The organism is Desulfobacca acetoxidans DSM 11109 (assembly GCF_000195295.1).
In the GTDB taxonomy this organism is placed as follows: Bacteria; Desulfobacterota; Desulfobaccia; order Desulfobaccales; family Desulfobaccaceae; genus Desulfobacca; species Desulfobacca acetoxidans.
In genome coordinates this window covers 35,690-52,512 of the sequence record NC_015388.1, presented here as the reverse complement: position 1 = coordinate 52,512, position 16,823 = coordinate 35,690, and the positions used below count along the sequence as shown (strand labels likewise).

Sequence of the window (16,823 nt, the reverse complement as noted above, 5' to 3'; positions counted from 1 at the left end):
TTAGCTTAAATCGGAGTAGCTTTCTTATGGCGCGTTAACCTCACCCTCTGGTTGAATCGATGCAAGCTGTTTGTCAAGTTTCTTCAGCAAGTCCTGCCATCTTCGTTGAATCTCCTGCTCAAGGAAGTCGTATCTTTGCAAGCGTTCTGGTTTTGAGAACCAATCATCGGTCCAGTGTTTGATGTCATTCTTGTAACCCGGGCCTCTCCCCCACCGCCGGGTACACTGATTCCAGTACGCAAAGTCAGATTTTAGCTGATCTAAGAAATAAGTTTCGCCGAGAGTCTGAATATCCTTATAAAATTGATTTAGCCCCTCTTCGATCTGCCTTTGAAAATGGCTGAGAAAGCCATGAACCTGCTCGGATTCGGGATAGCTCAATTCTGTTTCGATCAGCCCTTTCAAGACTGTTGCTTGATCGCTTATCCTCGTAACTACTTCTCGGCGTGCGCCGAATCCGAGACAATGCCAATAATCGAAATTGTACCAATTTCCGTATCTATTGACAGACGCATGCAAACTGGCAGCGTAACGCAAATCTTCCATCTCCTCCATCAATGCAGAGCTGGGTGTTTTCCCGCCTTGGTTTACAGACTGGTTATTTGAAAACCACAAACGTAGTGGACGAATTGCTGCATCGAAAACGGCTTTTGCTTCTGCATTAGCCTTGTTCTCAATCAATCCATTAACGGTGGAAATCAGTGTCTTAACTTGGTCAATTTGTCGCTCTCTAATACGAGCAATTATTTCCAAAAGTGCATTCCTGATGATGTTGCGATCAGCACTACTTTTCACATTGAGAAACTCTACCTGAAGGTTACCTGTTCTCACGTGGCGAAGGGTCGTCATAACCTGCTCCCTGCGAATTTCTCTTCCCTCCTCGGCATCTCCACTAATATTGTCTCGGACGTCAGATTCTTCACCGTCCAACGGTAACACCAGGAGCATTCCTTTGCGTAAGACTGACTCACGCAATCCCCCTTCTGCAGAACGCTCAAGTAGAGCCAACATTGCAGCATCCGGAGCGTCCTTAAAACTTGAGCAAAAAACAGCAATAGTTCTCTCATCGTCTAGATAAGCCTGAACATCACGCCGAGGTGCGGACGGCTCATCAATGCCTCGGGTATCGATAAGTCTGATGTCAAAAGCCTCAGAGTTTAGAATGGGAGATGGTATAGTGACTTCAATGCGGCGAGGTAATGAGAATTCTACATTTTTCCCATCGTTTATATCTGCAAAATTATGAGCGACCCAGTCTAAGCCTGAAATTGTAGACTCGCGAGGCATTGAGATCGAAGTTTGGTTGCGCCTCGGGAGGTCTAATTTTGACATAATATGGACTTGAAGGTCTTCTTTTGTATTGTATTGCGCGACTAGATTCAGGGCAGGGTCTTCCCTCTTGATGATTTTGCCATCTTCATTTCTTAGGGTCCTTTTGGTCAAACCGCTCATATTCCGAAGGGCTCGTTCAACCTCGGCACTCACACCCGCACCTTCTGCGTTTTCGCCAGTGCCACTGGCCCGATCGGAACGAATTATCTGTTCAGAAAAATCTGCAACATACTGGCGGATATCTTCCACTGAGCATGGATCGACGATAATGCTGTAATCACTGCCATTGCGAACATGAACTTCACAGATTGTTGTCCGTCCTGACCCGGTTGGGAGTACCATCTGATGCTTTAGGTCTTTACCTGCGGATTTCTCCAAATCTGAAAGGGCACATATGGAGGTCGTTTTCCCAACACCTGGACTTCCGAAAAAAGCAATTTGATGCTGAGTTGACATAAGAAATTGGGCTGACTGCTCCAGTGCAGCATTGCAAGATTTTACCTGTTGTAGAAATACATTTTTAAGCTCAGGGTCACTTTCGAGATCCTCCAGCCTCTGAAGTGCTTGCTCTGCTTCCCAAAGGGTTTCTCGGTTGATGTGATTGAAACCTGGACTCCCAAGAATCCGCCAGTCTTGACTGAGGTAATCGTTAAAATCATTTGCTTTTGGAGTACCGATTGCTTTCGCAATCTCTTGGGCATCTTCCTCTGTCATTGCAATTTCGCCAGATTCCAGACGTGAGATCCTGCTTGCGGTGAAGGGCAAGCGCTTAGCAAGTTCCGCTTGAGAGATACCAGCCTCTTCTCTGAGAGAGGAAAGAGCTTTCCGTATAGATGTCATTTCCATATCAACAAACTCCTTTCTGTATTATTTGCAAATTAATAAATTTATTATCTGCAAATATTGCGATATTGTCAATATTATAAATGCATTTATTGATAATTTGCGCCCAAGATATGGAGATGGGCCCTCAATCATCATGCGTGCCGAATAATCGTCTAATATCTATATCTGATATCTGATGGGAAACTTTTGGGAAACTTTGCTAAAAGTGGTCAAGGGGTTGGCAACATTTTGTCGTCAACCCCTTGAAATTATTGGTGCCCCCGGCCCGACTCGAACGGGCGGCACACGGATTAGGAATCCGTTGCTCTGTCCACCTGAGCTACGGGGGCGGTATGGTTACTGAGCCGCCAAGGCTGTCTGACCGTTTCCGGTTGCCAACTATTGGCATGTGATACAATTCAGCCGGCAGTCTATCTTTAAATCTTCCGAGAAAGCCGATCCGCTGTCAATGGGAAAAATGCTGGACTTTTAAAAAATATTGGGGAAAAATAGCCCTAGCCGTAAGGAAGAGAGGGGAAAATAGCATGAAGCGCATTTTGGTGACCGGCGGCGCCGGTTTTATCGGCTCACATCTCGTGGAATACTTACTGGCGCAAGGGCATGAGGTGCTGTCTCTAGATAATTACTTCACCGGTTCCAAAGACAACCTGATGCATTTGCGAGACCACCCCCGGTTGGAGATTATCCGCCACGATGTGGTAAACCCATTCATGGCGGAAGTGGAGCAGATTTACAACCTGGCCTGCCCGGCCTCGCCGGTGCATTATCAATATAACCCGGTGAAAACTATCAAAACCAATGTCATGGGCGCCCTGAATATGCTGGGGCTGGCTAAAAGGGTGAAAGCCCGCATTCTGCAAGCTTCAACTTCCGAGGTCTATGGCGACCCGACGGTGCATCCCCAGGTTGAGGAATACTGGGGCAATGTCAATTGTATCGGCATCCGCAGTTGTTACGATGAGGGTAAACGCGCCGCGGAAGCCTTAATGATGGACTATCACCGCCAGAATGGTGTGGAGGTGCGCATCGCCCGGATTTTTAATACCTACGGTCCCCGGATGGCCATTCACGACGGTCGGGTAATCAGCAATTTTATTGTCCAGGCCCTTACCGGTGAGGACATCACCGTGTATGGGCAGGGACATCAGACACGGTCCTTTTGTTATATTTCCGACCTCGTGGAAGGGCTGGTCAGACTCATGAACACCGAGGTCTTCGAGGGACCGGTGAATTTGGGAAATCCGGAGGAATATACTATTTTAGAGATGGCCCAGAAAACTCTGCAATTCACCGGTAGTTCGGCAAAGCTGGTTTTTAAACCCATTCCCCATGATGATCCGCAGAAGCGCTGTCCGGAGATCAGTAAGGCCAAAAGGCTTTTGGATTGGCAGCCCGTTGTCCCACTTGCCACCGGCCTCAAGGAGACGATAGGCTATTTTAAAGAAAAATTGCGCCAGTTGGGTCAGCCCCTGGTGGTTTAGGCTCACGAAGGTTGCATTCTGGGTCTTCGTCTGCTGCTGGTTGGCGGGATGCAGTGCTGAAAAAGGGCCTCCCCAGGAAGGGGAGGTCTTCCAGGTGGTGGACGGCGACACCATTAGACTAACGGGTGGCTTCACTGTGCGCTATCTGGGCATCGATACGCCGGAATTGACCAGTTCAAGGTCTTTCGAGAAAGGACTTGCCCAGGCAGCCAAACAGGCTAATAGCGAGTTGACCCGGGGCCGGAAACTGCGTCTGGAATACGACGAGGAGCGTTACGACCAATACAACCGTTTGTTGGCCTATGTCTTCCTCCCTGATGGGCAGATGCTCAATGAAGAGCTTGTCCGCCAGGGATTGGCCCGGGTCCTCGTCGTCTTCCCTAATATCCGCTATCAAGCTCTTCTTATACTTGCCCAACAACAGGCCATCACCGCCCGCCGGGGCTGGTGGCGGGAGCTACCTCAGGCTCAAGAACCTTTCTACGTCGCCAACACCAGGACCCGGCGTTTTCACCGGCCGGCCTGCCCGGGAGGGAAAAAAATCGCTCAGCCCAACCGCCTCATCCTCAAAACACCTCTCGAAGCATACTGGCAGGGCTTCAGTCCCTGCCGGCGGTGCCAACCATAGATACGGGGATCAGGGATCAGGGAATAGGGATCAGGGATTAACGTCAGGGGCATTGTTGTTAATGTAGGATTGCTTATTCTGTTCGAGACGATTAGATTTTACAGGTGCCGTGAATGGAGCTGCAGGTGTTGAAATAGAGTTGTTCGATCCAGTCTTCTCGACGCAGATAAGGCAGCGGCGTGGTACCGCAGACCGGACAGGCATTTCGTTTGGCCAGACGACGCAGCAGAAGATGCATGGTGGTGATAAAAGCGGCATGGCTCCAGGTGAGCGGTGATACTGACAGCGGTGCTCCGGTAAAGGGGTGGAATTGTTCGGGGAGAACCCCTGAGGGCAGAGCCCGGTCTGCTACCAGAAACAAGATCTCCATCGCCCGATTCAAGTCTTCATCGGTCTCGCCTTTCTGAATGAAATAATCAGCCAACCACAGAGTGCAGATAATCCAAGGGTTTCCCGGTGTTTCAAGGCCGATTCGGTGGTAGTAATCATCTTCATAGCGGGCCATACCGGAAGCGGGGCCCCTTACCCAAAGTTTCTCCCTGAGGGTCTCCATAGTAGCGGTGATGCGAGGGTCATCGGGGGAATACATGCCAAAGGCGAAGAGACCCCAAAGGCTGGCATCGCAGACCGGATCGACTTTGAGAACACCATCAATGGTTCGATACAGCAGACGACAGAAGCGGTTAAGCTCGGGACGCCAGAGATGGCTGGAAGCGGCGTCTCTGATCTCAGCCGCGACCGTGCGGTATCTCTGGGCATGAGAATCTTCTCCGAAGACGGTGCAAAAAAGAGAGGCGGCGGTCAGGCCGCCAAAGACAGCCCCGACAGTGAAGCCGGAGATTCCCCGGCGTTCTTCCCACAGATCATAGGAAGGAGCTGGCAGACCGGTTTCCGGATCCCGAAATTGGCTCATGAAATTGGCCGCCCGTTTGATGAGAGGGCGGTAAAGCGGTTTGATAAATTCGATGTCCCGGTAGAGCACAAAATGGTGCCACAAGGCCCAGATCACCAAGGCAGTAGAGTCCTCCTGAATAGGAAGCTGGTTCTGGCCGTCAAGATACCAGGGGTGCCAGGATGAGGCCAAGGCGCCGTCAGGGTTATATTTATGGAGCAGATAGCCGGCCGGATCGATGAGTTTGGCGACAAAGGCAAAGAACTGGGCGGCAATTTGAGGGTAGCCGGTAAGATCGAGGGCGTGGGCCGCCAAGGCGCCGTCTCGAGGCCAGATGTAGGCGTAAGTATCGCGGTTGAACTGAATGACGTCTGAGTCCGTAGCAGCCACAATGCCACCCTGCCAATCGATTTGAGTGGTCAGAATCAGCAGACTACGCCGGTACAGGTCTGCCAACCTGTCCGGTACGAGATCAAGGGGCGGCGTTTCTTTGCGTACCCATAAACGCCAATAATCGGCGGTGCGGGTGAGCAGGTGCTGGGGTTGCTTGGAACGCACGAGAGAGTCCAATCGCCTGACTTCGTCCCAGGTCTGGGCCGCGGTCAGCCAGAAACAGGCCTGGCCTGAAGCCAGCCCAGGAACCGCAATTGTCACACTGATAACAGAGTCTATGGAACCCTGGGCGATAGGATTTCCGGAGAGGATACCGTCTTCGGCGTCCCGGAAAGTACCTTCTTTGCCATCGACCCCCTTCTGGCCGACAGCATACTGAGCCAGCCCGCCATAGCCAACCGCCAGGCCATTCGCCAAAAAATAGCGGTTACCCTTATAGTGTACGACGCCACCGGTTTCGGGATCAAAAGCGGCGGTGTCGCCGACGTCGTTGCCAGAGATGTTGAGGTCTAAATGAAAAAAGAGGCGGCAGTGACGCTCGGCGGGTGAGAGATTCTCTATGGTTATCTCTTTGACATAGATGTTTTCATGGAAATCGACGGCATCCCGGCAGTGAAGGATGAGTTGGAGTTCGGGATGATGCAGCCTAACTTGGGTAACCAGGGTATCGGGGTCGTAGAGCAGCTCAATATCCCATCCCGGACCGATCCAGAAAAAGCGGCCATCCACCCAGATTCCAAAGCGGGAGGTATCGCTGCCCAGATGATTTTCCTGACCGACGTGCGGAAAGTAAAGATCCCGCAGGTTGTAATGCAGGTCAAAATTGAGGAGGAGTCTGCCGTTGCCGACGGGAAGGTCACGGGGCATGGGGGCGCCTTTCAACAGAAGAGGCAAGGGTAGCGACAACCTGGCCACCGGGACCGGTGTGCAATGCCTGGGCGGCGCTCCCCAGGCGGCAGGCAATTTCCAGATACCCGTGGCTGCCTTCGAGGGCCAGCAGGGTTCCTGACGGCACCTCATGATAGGTTCGAACCAGATGGGGTATAGGATGGCCGTTGACTGTCAGGCCGATGGGCTGTCCTTGGCGCCAAATCTGCAGGTCGGCGAAAAGAATATTGCTGATGAGATTGCCAAACCGGTCGCCATAAATGATTTCCCCAAGCAACCGGCGTTCCTCCAGACGCGGGGCAGGAAGGTTCAACGCTACCGGATCGGTTAGGGACGGACCGAGGGCGGTTAAAGGCGTTCCCAGGGAAATATAGGCCGCCGTCGGCGCCATGATGTCCCGACCATGGAATGTAGCCGAGACTTTGGGCAGAAAAAACTCCGCCTTTTCCAGACTGACGATGGCCGCCGCGGACTCTCCGGAAAATATCAGAGAAAAAAGACCGTTGTCGGGACCGACAAAGTAGTGGTCCCGACAAAAGATGGCCAAGGCGCGCCGATCCGAGCCGACCCCCGGATCAACCACTGCCAGATGGATGGCGCCTGGAGGAAAAAACTGCCAGGCAGACCTCAACAGGAAGGCGCCGGCCGCGATGTCGTGGGGCGGGACGTTATGAGTCAGGTCCACCAACCTGACATTTGGGTTGATTCCCAGGATTACCCCTTTCATGACGCCGACATACACGTCTTGCAGCCCGAAATCGGTCAACAGGGTGATGATGGGTGGACAGAGACGGCCGGTCGCCATGAATTAATGTGTTGTGACAGCCAGATGTTTAGAGACTTCGTCGCGGATACGCTCCACCGGCACCGATCCGGCAAACCGACCCTGACCGTTGATATACACCAGCGGGGTGGGATAGGCAAGGGAACACAAGAGGGCCGTCTGCGGTAATCGGGAACCCCGGGGGTCTTTGAGGACATTGATATATTCCACCGACACCTGGCCTGGAAAGGCCTTTTCCAGGGTCAGGGCCATGGCTTGGGTTTGCAGATCATAGCCGATCTTGCTCAGACAATCGTCATGCATGTGATGATGATCGTGCCCTGGGCCATGCTCGCGGCCATGATCATGATCGCCGCAACCGCAGCCACAACCGCAGCCGGTGGCAGCAACTGCGGTCGGGGCATCGTAGACAATAATTTCGACCTTTGGTTTAGAAGACATATTGCTTAACCTCACAATAATTTTGCCTCATGTTTGGCGATGAAACCAAGCAGGAGAAATTTTTCAACCCCGGAGGAAAAAATCAACCGGACTATTCCAATCCGGGATGCTGCTAATTGAGGTTAAGTTAATTCTTCCCGTCAAGTTATGCCACTGGTGGCGGCGAAATTTTTTGTAAAAGCATTGTTGGGCTGGCAGTGCCCAATCTATCTTTACCTCATTCTCAAAGTTTCAGGCCCGTTGGGAAGGCAAGCCGGGGTTGGGGCGGTGTCCTAAATAAGTCCCCACAGCATCCTCGTGCCGACTAAAGCCAGCAGGATAGCGAAGACCCGCTTGAGTTTATCGACGGGGAGGCTGTGGGCCAGGCGGACGCCCAGGGGAGCGGTGAGAACACTGGCAGCGACGATGCCCACCAAGGCCGGAAGATAGACATAACCCCAGGAATAATCGGGTAGACCCGCAACCTGCCAGCCGTTGACAATGTAGCCGATGGTCCCGGCAATGGCGATGGGGAAACCGATAGCCGCAGAGGTGCCGATAGCCTCGTGAACCGTTAGGTTGCACCAGAGCATAAAAGGTACTGACAGGGTGCCGCCGCCAATGCCCACCAGAGCCGAGACAACACCGATGCCATTGCCCACGGCAAACATGCCCAGCCGCCCGGGGAGGGTGCGGGAGGGTTTGGGTTTGCGATCGGCGATCAGTTGATAGGCCATATAATAGAGGAAGACCACGAAGACGCCCTTGAGATACGCCGTAGAGAGACGAGAAGCCAGGCAGGCGCCCAAAAATGTCCCCAAAACGATGCCCAGGGCAATGCGCCGCACCACCAGCCAATGCACGGCACCGCGTCGGTGGTGGGCAGAGAAACTGGAGACCGAAGTGAAGATGATGCTGGCCATGGAGGTCGCCAAGGCCAGGTGCATGATATATTCATTGGGAACACCTTGCCAGGTGAGAGTGAAGACCAGCATAGGGACAATGACCAGACCCCCGCCAATACCTAACAAACCTGCCAAAATACCGGCTACGGCCCCGAAGCCGACATACATCAGGAGAATCAAGACCATCTGCTTGTCCTTGACAAATTTATTCAATTAAGGTGAACAACAAAAATCAGCTCTGACAGCATAGCAGTTAATCAAGATTGGCGAAAGAGTGGCAGATACTTTTTAGGAGAACCAGGAAAGTAGCTTCTGCCGAACTCTTCCGAAAAATTGAGCGTGTGTTTTTAGTTGCATGGGGAAGGAAAAAAATTTAGCATAAGCACATTTCATCGTTATTATTTTACTCTTTCAGGAGAAAATCTAGTTTCTGGTTGTCGGTCAAAAATATAATTCCTGGACAGGTGAGAAGGCCTGTTCCACCCGTAAACCGCTTTCATGGTTTACGGGCGATTTATGGATCAGGGAAATTTGTTATAAAAAAGGAGCACGGAGGTTATAGATGGCACGGAAGAAAATTACTATTGTCGGGGCCGGTAATGTGGGCGCCACCGCGGCGCATTGGGCAGCGGCCAAGGAGCTGGGCGATATAGTCCTAGTGGATATTGTCGAAGGCATGCCCCAGGGCAAGTCCCTGGACCTGATGCAGGCTCGGCCTATTTACGGTTTTAATGTTACTATAGTCGGAACCAACGGCTATGAGGAGACTGCCGGCTCGGATGTGGTCATCGTTACTTCCGGTCTGGCCCGCAAGCCGGGCATGAGCCGGGAAGACCTGCTTAATAAGAATACCGAGATCGTGGCCGGGGTGACTAAAGCGGTAGCGGCTAAAAGCCCTAATGCTATTTTGATCAATGTCGCCAATCCCTTGGACGCCATGTGCTACGTCATGAAAAAAGTCAGCGGCTTTCCGAGGGAGCGGGTCATGGGTATGGCCGGCATTCTGGATACTGCCCGGTTCCGCTGTTTCCTGGCCATGGAATTAAATGTAGCGGTGGAGGAAATCCAGTCCATGGTGTTGGGCGGCCACGGGGACGATATGGTGCCTATTCTGAGCGCCACGACAGTTTCAGGTATGCCCATTACCCAGTTTATTAAAGACAAAGCCCGGTTGGACGCCATGGTGGAACGTACCCGCAAAGGGGGCGGCGAGATCGTTGGGCTGCTGAAAACCGGTTCGGCCTTTTATGCCCCATCGGCGGCCGCAGTACAGATGGCCGAGGCCATCCTGAAGGATCAGAAACGGGTGGCGCCGGTATCGGTCTATATGGAAGGTGAGTATGGGCTCAAGGATATCTTCTTCGGTGTGCCGGTTATCTTGGGGGCCGGTGGTGTTGAGAAGATCATCGAACTGCCCTTGAACGCCGAAGAGCAGGCTCTGCTGGAAAAAAGCGCTGCCGCGGTAACCAAGACCAGGGACGAGTTGCCCAGGTTATAGTTTCTAGTTTCCCGGTCGCTAATTTAATGAGAGGGATAGCGGGCGTCAGGAAAATCCTGGCGCCCAGGATAAGTTAGGGAAACCAGGTTATCCACTCTGCTAAAAAATTTTAAGTGGGATAGGGTGAGTAATAGTGAATCAGCTTGACAGTCAGGGGAATTTGCTATATTAAGTGAAGAACAGGTTCCTTCGGGATGAAAAGGGAAGACGGTGCGAATCCGTCGCGGTCCCGCCGCTGTAACCGGGGACAAAGTCGGCATAAAGCCACTGGCCAGATAGAAGCCGGGAAGGCGCCGACAAGAGGTTGATCCGGGAGCCAGAAGACCTGCCTGTATTGTATCAGCAGAGTTGCTCGCCGTGGCAGCGGGGCTCTGGTATTGGGGACCAAGAAAACAGGGTGCAATCCTCAATTCTCCAAAGGGAGGGTTGAGGTTTTTTTTCTCTCAGGCCTCCTCCTTTCTCCTTCATTATGGCGTTCTGTCGGTCAGGATTGGCGCATCCTGGCCGACAGTTTTTTTGGAGAAGAAAGGCAATAAACGGACAAGGAGGCGTTCGGGTTCCATACATACCTTCTTCACATAGGAACATAAAAGCGACTTATTCTGATGCACTTGCTTTACGGCAATTATTGTTTATGTTATGAGCTATGGCAAAGCAGTCGGCCAGATCAACAATATAGGATCATATGTTCATAATAAGGGTCACCGGATCAACTTAAAATGCCATTATTCACTTGCGGTAGCTGAGGAAAAATAATAAAAAAGGGAGTGGAACATGGAATTCGAACCCAAGATCATCGCTTTCTGCTGTAGTTATTGAGCGTATTCTGCTGCGGACCTGGCAGGTTCGATGAGACTGCAATATCCAACGCATATTCATATTGTCAAAGTCCCCTGCACCGGGCGGGTGGACCTGATTCACCTGCTGGTGGCTTTTGAGCAGGGAGCCGACGGCGTCTTTGTAGCCGGCTGTTTAGAGGGCGAGTGCCACTATGTGCACGGCAATATCTTTGCCCGTAAGCGAGTCGGCCGGGCCAAGGAGATTCTTGAGAAGATCGGTATCGGCCGGGACCGCGTGGAAATGTATAATCTATCTGCCGGCCAGGGGACCAGATGGGCCGAAATCTGCCGTGAATTTGACGAACGGATCAAGAAGTTGGGTCCCAGTCCGATCCGTCTGGCTCATGAAAAGAAAGCCGCATAATTTTTTTAGGAGGCCGTCTGATGATCAAGGCAACACCGAAACCGCTGGAGGAGATCATCGATTATGTCAAAGACTTTTCTAATATTCTGATTGTAGGCTGTGACGGCTGTGTTACCGTCTGCGAAGCGGGAGGGATGAAAGAGGCCAAGATTCTCGGCTCGGCTCTGCGACTTTACTATACTCAGGCGGGCAAGGATCATGAAGTGATTGAGACTACGGTGACCAGACAGTGCGATAAAGAGTATCTGGCCGGAATAAAAGACCTAGTCGAAAATGCCGACGCCGTCATTTCTCTCGCCTGCGGCTGCGGCATCCAGTATTTGACTGAGATGTATTATCACAAGATTGTTTTTCCAGGGGTTAACACCCACTTTATGGGCATCAATGCTGAGCGGGGGCGGTATGAAGAACGCTGTGCCGGCTGTGGCCAATGCATCCTGGCGAGTACAGGCGGCATCTGTCCCATTGCCCGCTGTTCCAAACGGATGCTCAACGGACCGTGCGGCGGCTCCGATAACGGGAAATGTGAGGTCAACAAGGATATACCCTGCGCCTGGCATCTCATCTATGAAAGGCTGGAGATTCTGGGCCAATTAAACCGGCTGGAAGAACCGGTTTCTGCCAAGGATTGGCGGACCAGCCGGGACGGCGGCCCGAGGGTGATTATTCGTGATGATCTCCGAAAAGACTAACATTGGCATCAACGAGCCCGCTCTCGAGGCCAAACGGTGAACCGAGCGGCATCGAACGGCGGTTTTAGTGATGAGTGCAGACAAGGATGAAGGAATGAGCGTCAAGACACCAAGCACTTTAGAAAAAATCCTGGCTTCCGGGCAGCAGGCGGTCACTTCGGAAATAGGTCCTCCCCGAAGCACCGATGGGGCCGAGATCGAACATAAGGCGAATCTGATTAAAGATTATGTGGATGCGATCAATGTAACCGATAACCAGACCTCAGTAGTGAGGTTATGCAGCCTGGCCGCCTGTATCAGGCTGAAACAGATGGGGTTGGAACCGGTGATGCAGATGACTACCCGGGACCGCAACCGCATCGCCATACAGAGCGACATCCTGGGTGCGGCTTCTTTCGGTATCAACAATATCCTCTGTCTCACGGGCGACCATCAGATTTTCGGCGACCACGCGGCTTCGGCCAACGTCTTTGATCTGGACTCTGTTCAATTGCTGGAGACCGTCAGGCTGATGCGGGATGAGGGCAAGCTGATGAGCGGTTTTGACCTGCCCTCGCGTCCCAATATGTTTGTGGGCGCTGCCGAAAACCCCTTTGCCGGGCCCAATGTACTTGTCCGGGCCATGCGGCTCGCCAAAAAGATTAAGGCCGGGGCGGAGTTCATTCAGACCCAGTGCATTTATAATATTCCCAAGTTCAAAGAATGGCTAAAGATCGCAGTTGACAAAGGTCTGACCCAAAAAGTGCACATTTTGGCTGGCATTACTCCTTTTAAGAGTCTGGGGATGGCGCGTTATATGAAATCCAGGGTGCCGGGGATGGATGTACCCGATAACCTTATTGAGCGGCTGAAAGGCGTTCCCAAGGAAAAGCAGGCGGAAGAAGGGATCAGGCTGGCCATCGAAATGATGCAGGAACTGAAAGGGTTGAACGGCGTCAAGGGTTTCCACATAATGGCCATTGAATGGGAAGAAAAAGTGCCCGAACTGGTTAAGGGCGCCGGTTTGTACCCACGGCCGACAGCTTAATTTACTCAGTAATCCCATCAGATGCAAAAGGCGGGATGCACTTCGCTTTCTCGCCCTACTGCAGTCCTACAGTCCAAAAAACCGACCGCTGCAACCCATGGCAATCACTTCCCCTCCTGAGACTGCTTCTGGTCTTGGACCACCGGCCGGGAGAGGCGGTCCAGGTCCTGTTTGAGGTCATCCAAGGATTTGGCGGGAACAAGAGCAGTTTGGGTTTCCTGTCCTTGTGAAAAACTCACCCGTATCAGATCCTTTTCAGGCTTAAGTTCTTCCAAGCGGAATAAAGGTTTGCCCTCTGCTCCGACAAGCGTCAGGGTGAAGACCGGGGGTGAGGGTTTGGCCTGGCGAGAGGTTAACAGTCGATCATATTCGATCTCCTTCAGTCTCCACAAGGCCAGGCCGAATTTGACGGTGGTCTGCTGGTGGGGGGGACTGTCAGGCAATTGGATTTTCCAGGCGTCCTGTTCCCGGGTAGCGGTGGCCGGTTTATCCGGCGGTCCCCAGGCTATTTTCTGGACCTCGTCATCCTTGCCGGCCCAGAGGCGTCGGTCTTGGAGGGCCTCGTAAGAGGCGGGAAATTTTTCCGCCAGTGATTTGTCCACCAGGAAGATAGTGGACGAGTCTTGTTTCTGGGCGTAGAAACGCTCACCCTGTTTGCCGCCTAACAGCAGGGTTTCCTCCCGATCCGGGCCGACCAGGGTGAGGTGGATGGCTGACCTTGGCGACAGGCCATATTTCTTCGGATCATCGGCTTTCTCAGCGACAAATTCCGCCGCTTGAGCCAACGACAGACTTCGGAGGAAAGAATCGATCCGGTCGGCCCGTAGTCTGGTCTGGGGTTGGCCTGACGGGATCCACTCCGAGGGACCTTTTTTCTGCAATACCAATTTCTGTCTGCCATTGATCAGTCTGATTTCATGAACCGCATCAGGTTTTAAAGAAAAGATAGTCTTCCGGCGCAAAGCGGTGAGGGTTCGATCCAGGGCCTCCTTATCGGCGGCATTGATCAACAACAATTTAGGGTCTTGGTCTTTTTGGGCATAATAGCTGCAGTTACCGGGAACCTTGATGCCGAATCGAAGTTGGTGCTTTTGGTCCCCAACCCGAAATTCGACTATCAGAATCGGTTTCTCCAGTCCGAAATCTTTCAGGTTTTCAGCCGACGTAGGTTCAAACTGGCGCTGCATTTTTAATTCTGCCAACGTGTCAAGCATGGAGTTGACAATGGGGTCATCGGCTTTGGCGACAATAGGTTTGACGAGGCGCCACTGTCTTGCCGGAGGGGACACCGTTGTATCGGATTTCTTGCCCTCGGCGGCGGGTTTTTCGGTGGCGGGAATGGGTTGCAGAATGATCTCCCCCTTGTCGCTTCTCAAGGCCAGGCTGCCGATGTCTGCGGTTTTGACGTCAAAGATTTTTTTGGCGGCCTGTTCCTGGACTTCCCGACGGGATTGATAAAATTCCGATAAAAAGTAGCCGCCAGCCGCCAGCAGGAGGACCATGAGGTACCATAAAACTTTTCTGCCGCTCATCGCCGACTCCTTCTTCTGACATAGGCATTGACCCCGGCGATAATAACGGCCAGAGGTATGAGGACCAGGCAGACCAGGAACAGGGACCAGCCCTGGTATCCGGTCAGGATCAGCGGTTTGGCTTTCTTTTCCTCACTGCGGATGGCGATCTGGGTTTCTTCGCCGGCAAGAAAATTAACTGTATTGAGAAAGAGATCGCCATTCCCGGACAGGTTGAAATAACGGCTGTCGGCGAAGTCCGTGTTGCCGATGACGATGAGATAGGCGATTTTTTCGAGGGCCGGGTTGGGAGTGTCGGGTTTTTCGGCTGCTGTTCCAGGTTTTTCAGATTCGGGCTTTCCGCCCGGGGCCTTCGCACTCAAGCGTTTTTCGACCAAAGCGGCCAAGGTAAAGGGCCCCTTGCGATCGGTCTGTTGATTAAATTCGGCTTTCCCACTCTTCAGCCGCTCCTGCCCGGCAATCGCCCAACTGGTGCTGGTGGTATTGGCCAAGGGAAAGAGATGCACGCCTTGCGGAGGCTCCTTAGCTAGATATAGGGGCCGGGCCAACGGGAAAATCGTCACCACGTTGCTGAAATCCTGGGTGATGCGGTGGTTGCCATATTGAATTACCAGGGGCATGGTGATGCTGGCCCCGAGGGCGCGGCTGACTTGATTGTCATCCAGGATCAGACGGTTATCCAGTTCAAGGCCGTAGCCGGTAAGGAATTCCTCAAGTCCGGCGTCTTTATAGGGTTCCAAGAGAACCAGGACCCGGCCCCCCCGCTGCAGGTAATTTTCTATAGCTTTTATCTCGCTGGCAAACAGAGGCCTTACCGGTCCCGCCAGGATCAAGACCGAGGCATCGGTTGGGACCTGGCTCTGGGTCAAGAGGTTTAGGTCCTGGACCTCTATACCTTCGTTGGTCAGGGATTGGCGGGCCACGTGAAAATTTCCGCGCTCCGATTCTTTCAGCCCGCGCTCACCATGCCCGGTAAGGAAATAGACTTTTTTACTCTGCGGGTGTAACAGCTTGCGGATGGCGTTGGTCAAGTTTTCTTCCGTCGCGGCGTTGGCCAACTGCCGACGCCCTTGATACTCTAACAGGACGTTGCCGGGTTGGCGATAGCCGGCCTGCTGGGCCTCTAAAGGTTGGCGCTCGGGATCGACGATCCTGACCGAGAGCTGGCGGTTCTGATACTGATAGCTATCCAGCACCTCTTTAGCTGCCTGGCGGTCCGACTGCCCCTCAGGAAGGAAGGCCGTGAGTTTGAGGGGTTCTTTTACCTCTGCCAGCTTATTCTTGGTAATAATGGACAGAGATTGACTTTTATCGGCAGTCAGGTCCAATCGCCAGGGATAGCGTTCCGCCAGGAGGGCCAAGAAGACCAAAATGGCCAGTACAATGAGCACAGCCGCGGCGGAGCCGGAGCCATAAAGCAATTTCTTTCGGGAACTGGGATCTGGCTTGATATTCATCTTTAGCCTCTCCAAGCCCTTGATTCGAGCTGACGTTTTGTCAAGAACAGGAAAAAAAAGATTATACTGAGATAATAGATAACATCGCGGCTGTCGAGGACGCCTCGGGCAAAGGCATCAAAATGGCCCATCATTGAAATATGCCTGAAGAAACCCTGATAGGCCGGAGGACCCAACTCCTCATACCAGCCGATGATCCAGAACAGCAGCAGCAGACTAAAAGCAATCACAGCGGCGATGATCTGATTTTCGGTCAGAGTGGAGCAGAACATCCCCAAGGCCAAAAAAGCCCCGCCTAACAATAGCAGACCCAGGTAGCCGACAACCACAGCGCCCCAATCCAATGCCATGATAGCGGCAAAGGCCCCGCTATACAGTACAGTTACCGCCAACAGGAGGGCATACAAGACCAGGGCCGCCAGAAATTTTCCAAAAATAACTCCCCAATCGGTCAGCGGCAGGGTAAAGAGCAGTTCTATCGTGCCGGAGCGCTTTTCTTCGGCAAACAGCCGCATGGTGAACAACGGGGCAATAAATAACAAAATCACCGCCAAGTTGCCGAAGAAAGGGCGGTGCACCATCTGCTGCGGCGACAGCATCGAGGCCAGATAGGGGTTCTGACCGGCCTGAAAGCTTAAGACGGTATAGTAGGCAATGTTGGAATAGAAAAAATACCCTGCCAACACCAGGAAAAAGAAGCCGGTAAGATAAAAAATCGGGGTAGCGAAATAAATCGTTAATTCTTTACGCCAGACGGCGAGGCAACCACTCATAGGCGTTTCCAGTTTCCAGTTTGAGTTGTGAATAAGGAATAATGTCACTGTCCTAAAAAGTTGTGGGTAACG

The 16,823-nt window shown here is 52.5% G+C and carries 14 protein-coding genes, 1 tRNA gene and 1 riboswitch; of the genes, 6 read left to right on the top strand and 9 right to left on the bottom strand.

Annotated elements, in window-relative coordinates; genetic code table 11:
- Positions 1 to 24: 24 nt before the first annotated feature.
- On the bottom strand, positions 25 to 2,178 hold the full coding sequence (locus tag DESAC_RS00225) for a helix-turn-helix domain-containing protein (protein WP_013705058.1): 2,154 nt from the start codon (positions 2,176 to 2,178) through the stop codon (positions 25 to 27).
- A gap of 252 nt (positions 2,179 to 2,430) precedes the next feature.
- Positions 2,431 to 2,507 (bottom strand) — tRNA-Arg (locus DESAC_RS00220).
- Positions 2,508 to 2,702: 195 nt separating this feature from the next.
- Here DESAC_RS00220 and DESAC_RS00215 point away from each other — a divergent pair.
- Together DESAC_RS00215 and DESAC_RS00210 are read left to right on the top strand one after the other, a co-directional pair.
- Positions 2,703 to 3,659: a UDP-glucuronic acid decarboxylase family protein gene (locus DESAC_RS00215; RefSeq protein WP_013705057.1), complete on the top strand. Its 957-nt coding sequence runs from the start codon at positions 2,703 to 2,705 to the stop codon at positions 3,657 to 3,659.
- Positions 3,660 to 3,699: 40 nt separating this feature from the next.
- Positions 3,700 to 4,287, top strand: coding sequence for a thermonuclease family protein (locus DESAC_RS00210; RefSeq protein WP_052301858.1), 588 nt, complete (start codon positions 3,700 to 3,702; stop codon positions 4,285 to 4,287).
- A gap of 91 nt (positions 4,288 to 4,378) precedes the next feature.
- On the opposite strand, the gene DESAC_RS00205 is transcribed toward DESAC_RS00210, so the two are convergent.
- The 4 genes from DESAC_RS00205 to DESAC_RS00190 all read right to left on the bottom strand — a co-directional run bounded on the left by DESAC_RS00205 (position 4,379) and on the right by DESAC_RS00190 (position 8,755).
- Positions 4,379 to 6,439: a glycoside hydrolase family 15 protein gene (locus DESAC_RS00205; protein WP_013705055.1), complete on the bottom strand. Its 2,061-nt coding sequence runs from the start codon at positions 6,437 to 6,439 to the stop codon at positions 4,379 to 4,381.
- Positions 6,429 to 7,265 (bottom strand): SAM hydrolase/SAM-dependent halogenase family protein, encoded by an 837-nt coding sequence (locus DESAC_RS00200; RefSeq protein ID WP_013705054.1) that lies wholly within the window; start codon positions 7,263 to 7,265, stop codon positions 6,429 to 6,431. Before DESAC_RS00200 ends, DESAC_RS00205 begins: the two co-directional genes overlap by 11 nt.
- A gap of 3 nt (positions 7,266 to 7,268) precedes the next feature.
- Positions 7,269 to 7,685 carry a hypothetical protein gene (locus DESAC_RS00195; protein WP_013705053.1) on the bottom strand — a complete coding sequence of 139 codons (417 nt, stop codon included), beginning with the start codon at positions 7,683 to 7,685 and terminating at the stop codon, positions 7,269 to 7,271.
- A gap of 272 nt (positions 7,686 to 7,957) precedes the next feature.
- Entirely contained in the window at positions 7,958 to 8,755 is a 798-nt protein-coding gene (locus DESAC_RS00190; RefSeq protein WP_013705052.1) for a sulfite exporter TauE/SafE family protein, read from the bottom strand.
- Between the two features lie 376 nt (positions 8,756 to 9,131).
- Between DESAC_RS00190 and mdh the strand changes: the two genes are divergently transcribed.
- The 4 genes from mdh to DESAC_RS00170 all read left to right on the top strand — a co-directional run bounded on the left by mdh (position 9,132) and on the right by DESAC_RS00170 (position 12,989).
- Positions 9,132 to 10,067 carry a malate dehydrogenase gene (gene mdh / locus DESAC_RS00185; protein ID WP_013705051.1) on the top strand — a complete coding sequence of 312 codons (936 nt, stop codon included), beginning with the start codon at positions 9,132 to 9,134 and terminating at the stop codon, positions 10,065 to 10,067.
- A 164-nt stretch (positions 10,068 to 10,231) separates the two neighbouring features.
- A riboswitch (cobalamin riboswitch) is annotated at positions 10,232 to 10,414 on the top strand.
- A gap of 427 nt (positions 10,415 to 10,841) precedes the next feature.
- On the top strand, positions 10,842 to 11,270 hold the full coding sequence (locus DESAC_RS00180; protein WP_148231148.1) for a hydrogenase iron-sulfur subunit: 429 nt from the start codon (positions 10,842 to 10,844) through the stop codon (positions 11,268 to 11,270).
- A gap of 20 nt (positions 11,271 to 11,290) precedes the next feature.
- Complete coding sequence (locus DESAC_RS00175; protein WP_013705049.1) at positions 11,291 to 11,962, top strand: methylenetetrahydrofolate reductase C-terminal domain-containing protein; 672 nt, start codon at positions 11,291 to 11,293, stop codon at positions 11,960 to 11,962.
- Positions 11,963 to 12,056: 94 nt separating this feature from the next.
- Positions 12,057 to 12,989, top strand: coding sequence for a methylenetetrahydrofolate reductase (locus tag DESAC_RS00170; protein ID WP_013705048.1), 933 nt, complete (start codon positions 12,057 to 12,059; stop codon positions 12,987 to 12,989).
- Between the two features lie 104 nt (positions 12,990 to 13,093).
- Here DESAC_RS00170 and DESAC_RS00165 read toward each other — a convergent pair whose 3' ends face one another.
- From DESAC_RS00165 to DESAC_RS00155, 3 genes are read right to left on the bottom strand one after another with little or no spacing between them, the layout of a single operon-like run.
- Positions 13,094 to 14,521 carry a DUF4340 domain-containing protein gene (locus DESAC_RS00165; RefSeq protein ID WP_013705047.1) on the bottom strand — a complete coding sequence of 476 codons (1,428 nt, stop codon included), beginning with the start codon at positions 14,519 to 14,521 and terminating at the stop codon, positions 13,094 to 13,096.
- Positions 14,518 to 15,978 carry a GldG family protein gene (locus tag DESAC_RS00160; protein WP_013705046.1) on the bottom strand — a complete coding sequence of 487 codons (1,461 nt, stop codon included), beginning with the start codon at positions 15,976 to 15,978 and terminating at the stop codon, positions 14,518 to 14,520. Before DESAC_RS00160 ends, DESAC_RS00165 begins: the two co-directional genes overlap by 4 nt.
- A 2-nt stretch (positions 15,979 to 15,980) precedes the next feature.
- Positions 15,981 to 16,751, bottom strand: a complete 771-nt coding sequence (locus DESAC_RS00155; protein WP_013705045.1) for an ABC transporter permease subunit — start codon at positions 16,749 to 16,751, stop codon at positions 15,981 to 15,983.
- Positions 16,752 to 16,823 lie beyond the last annotated feature (72 nt).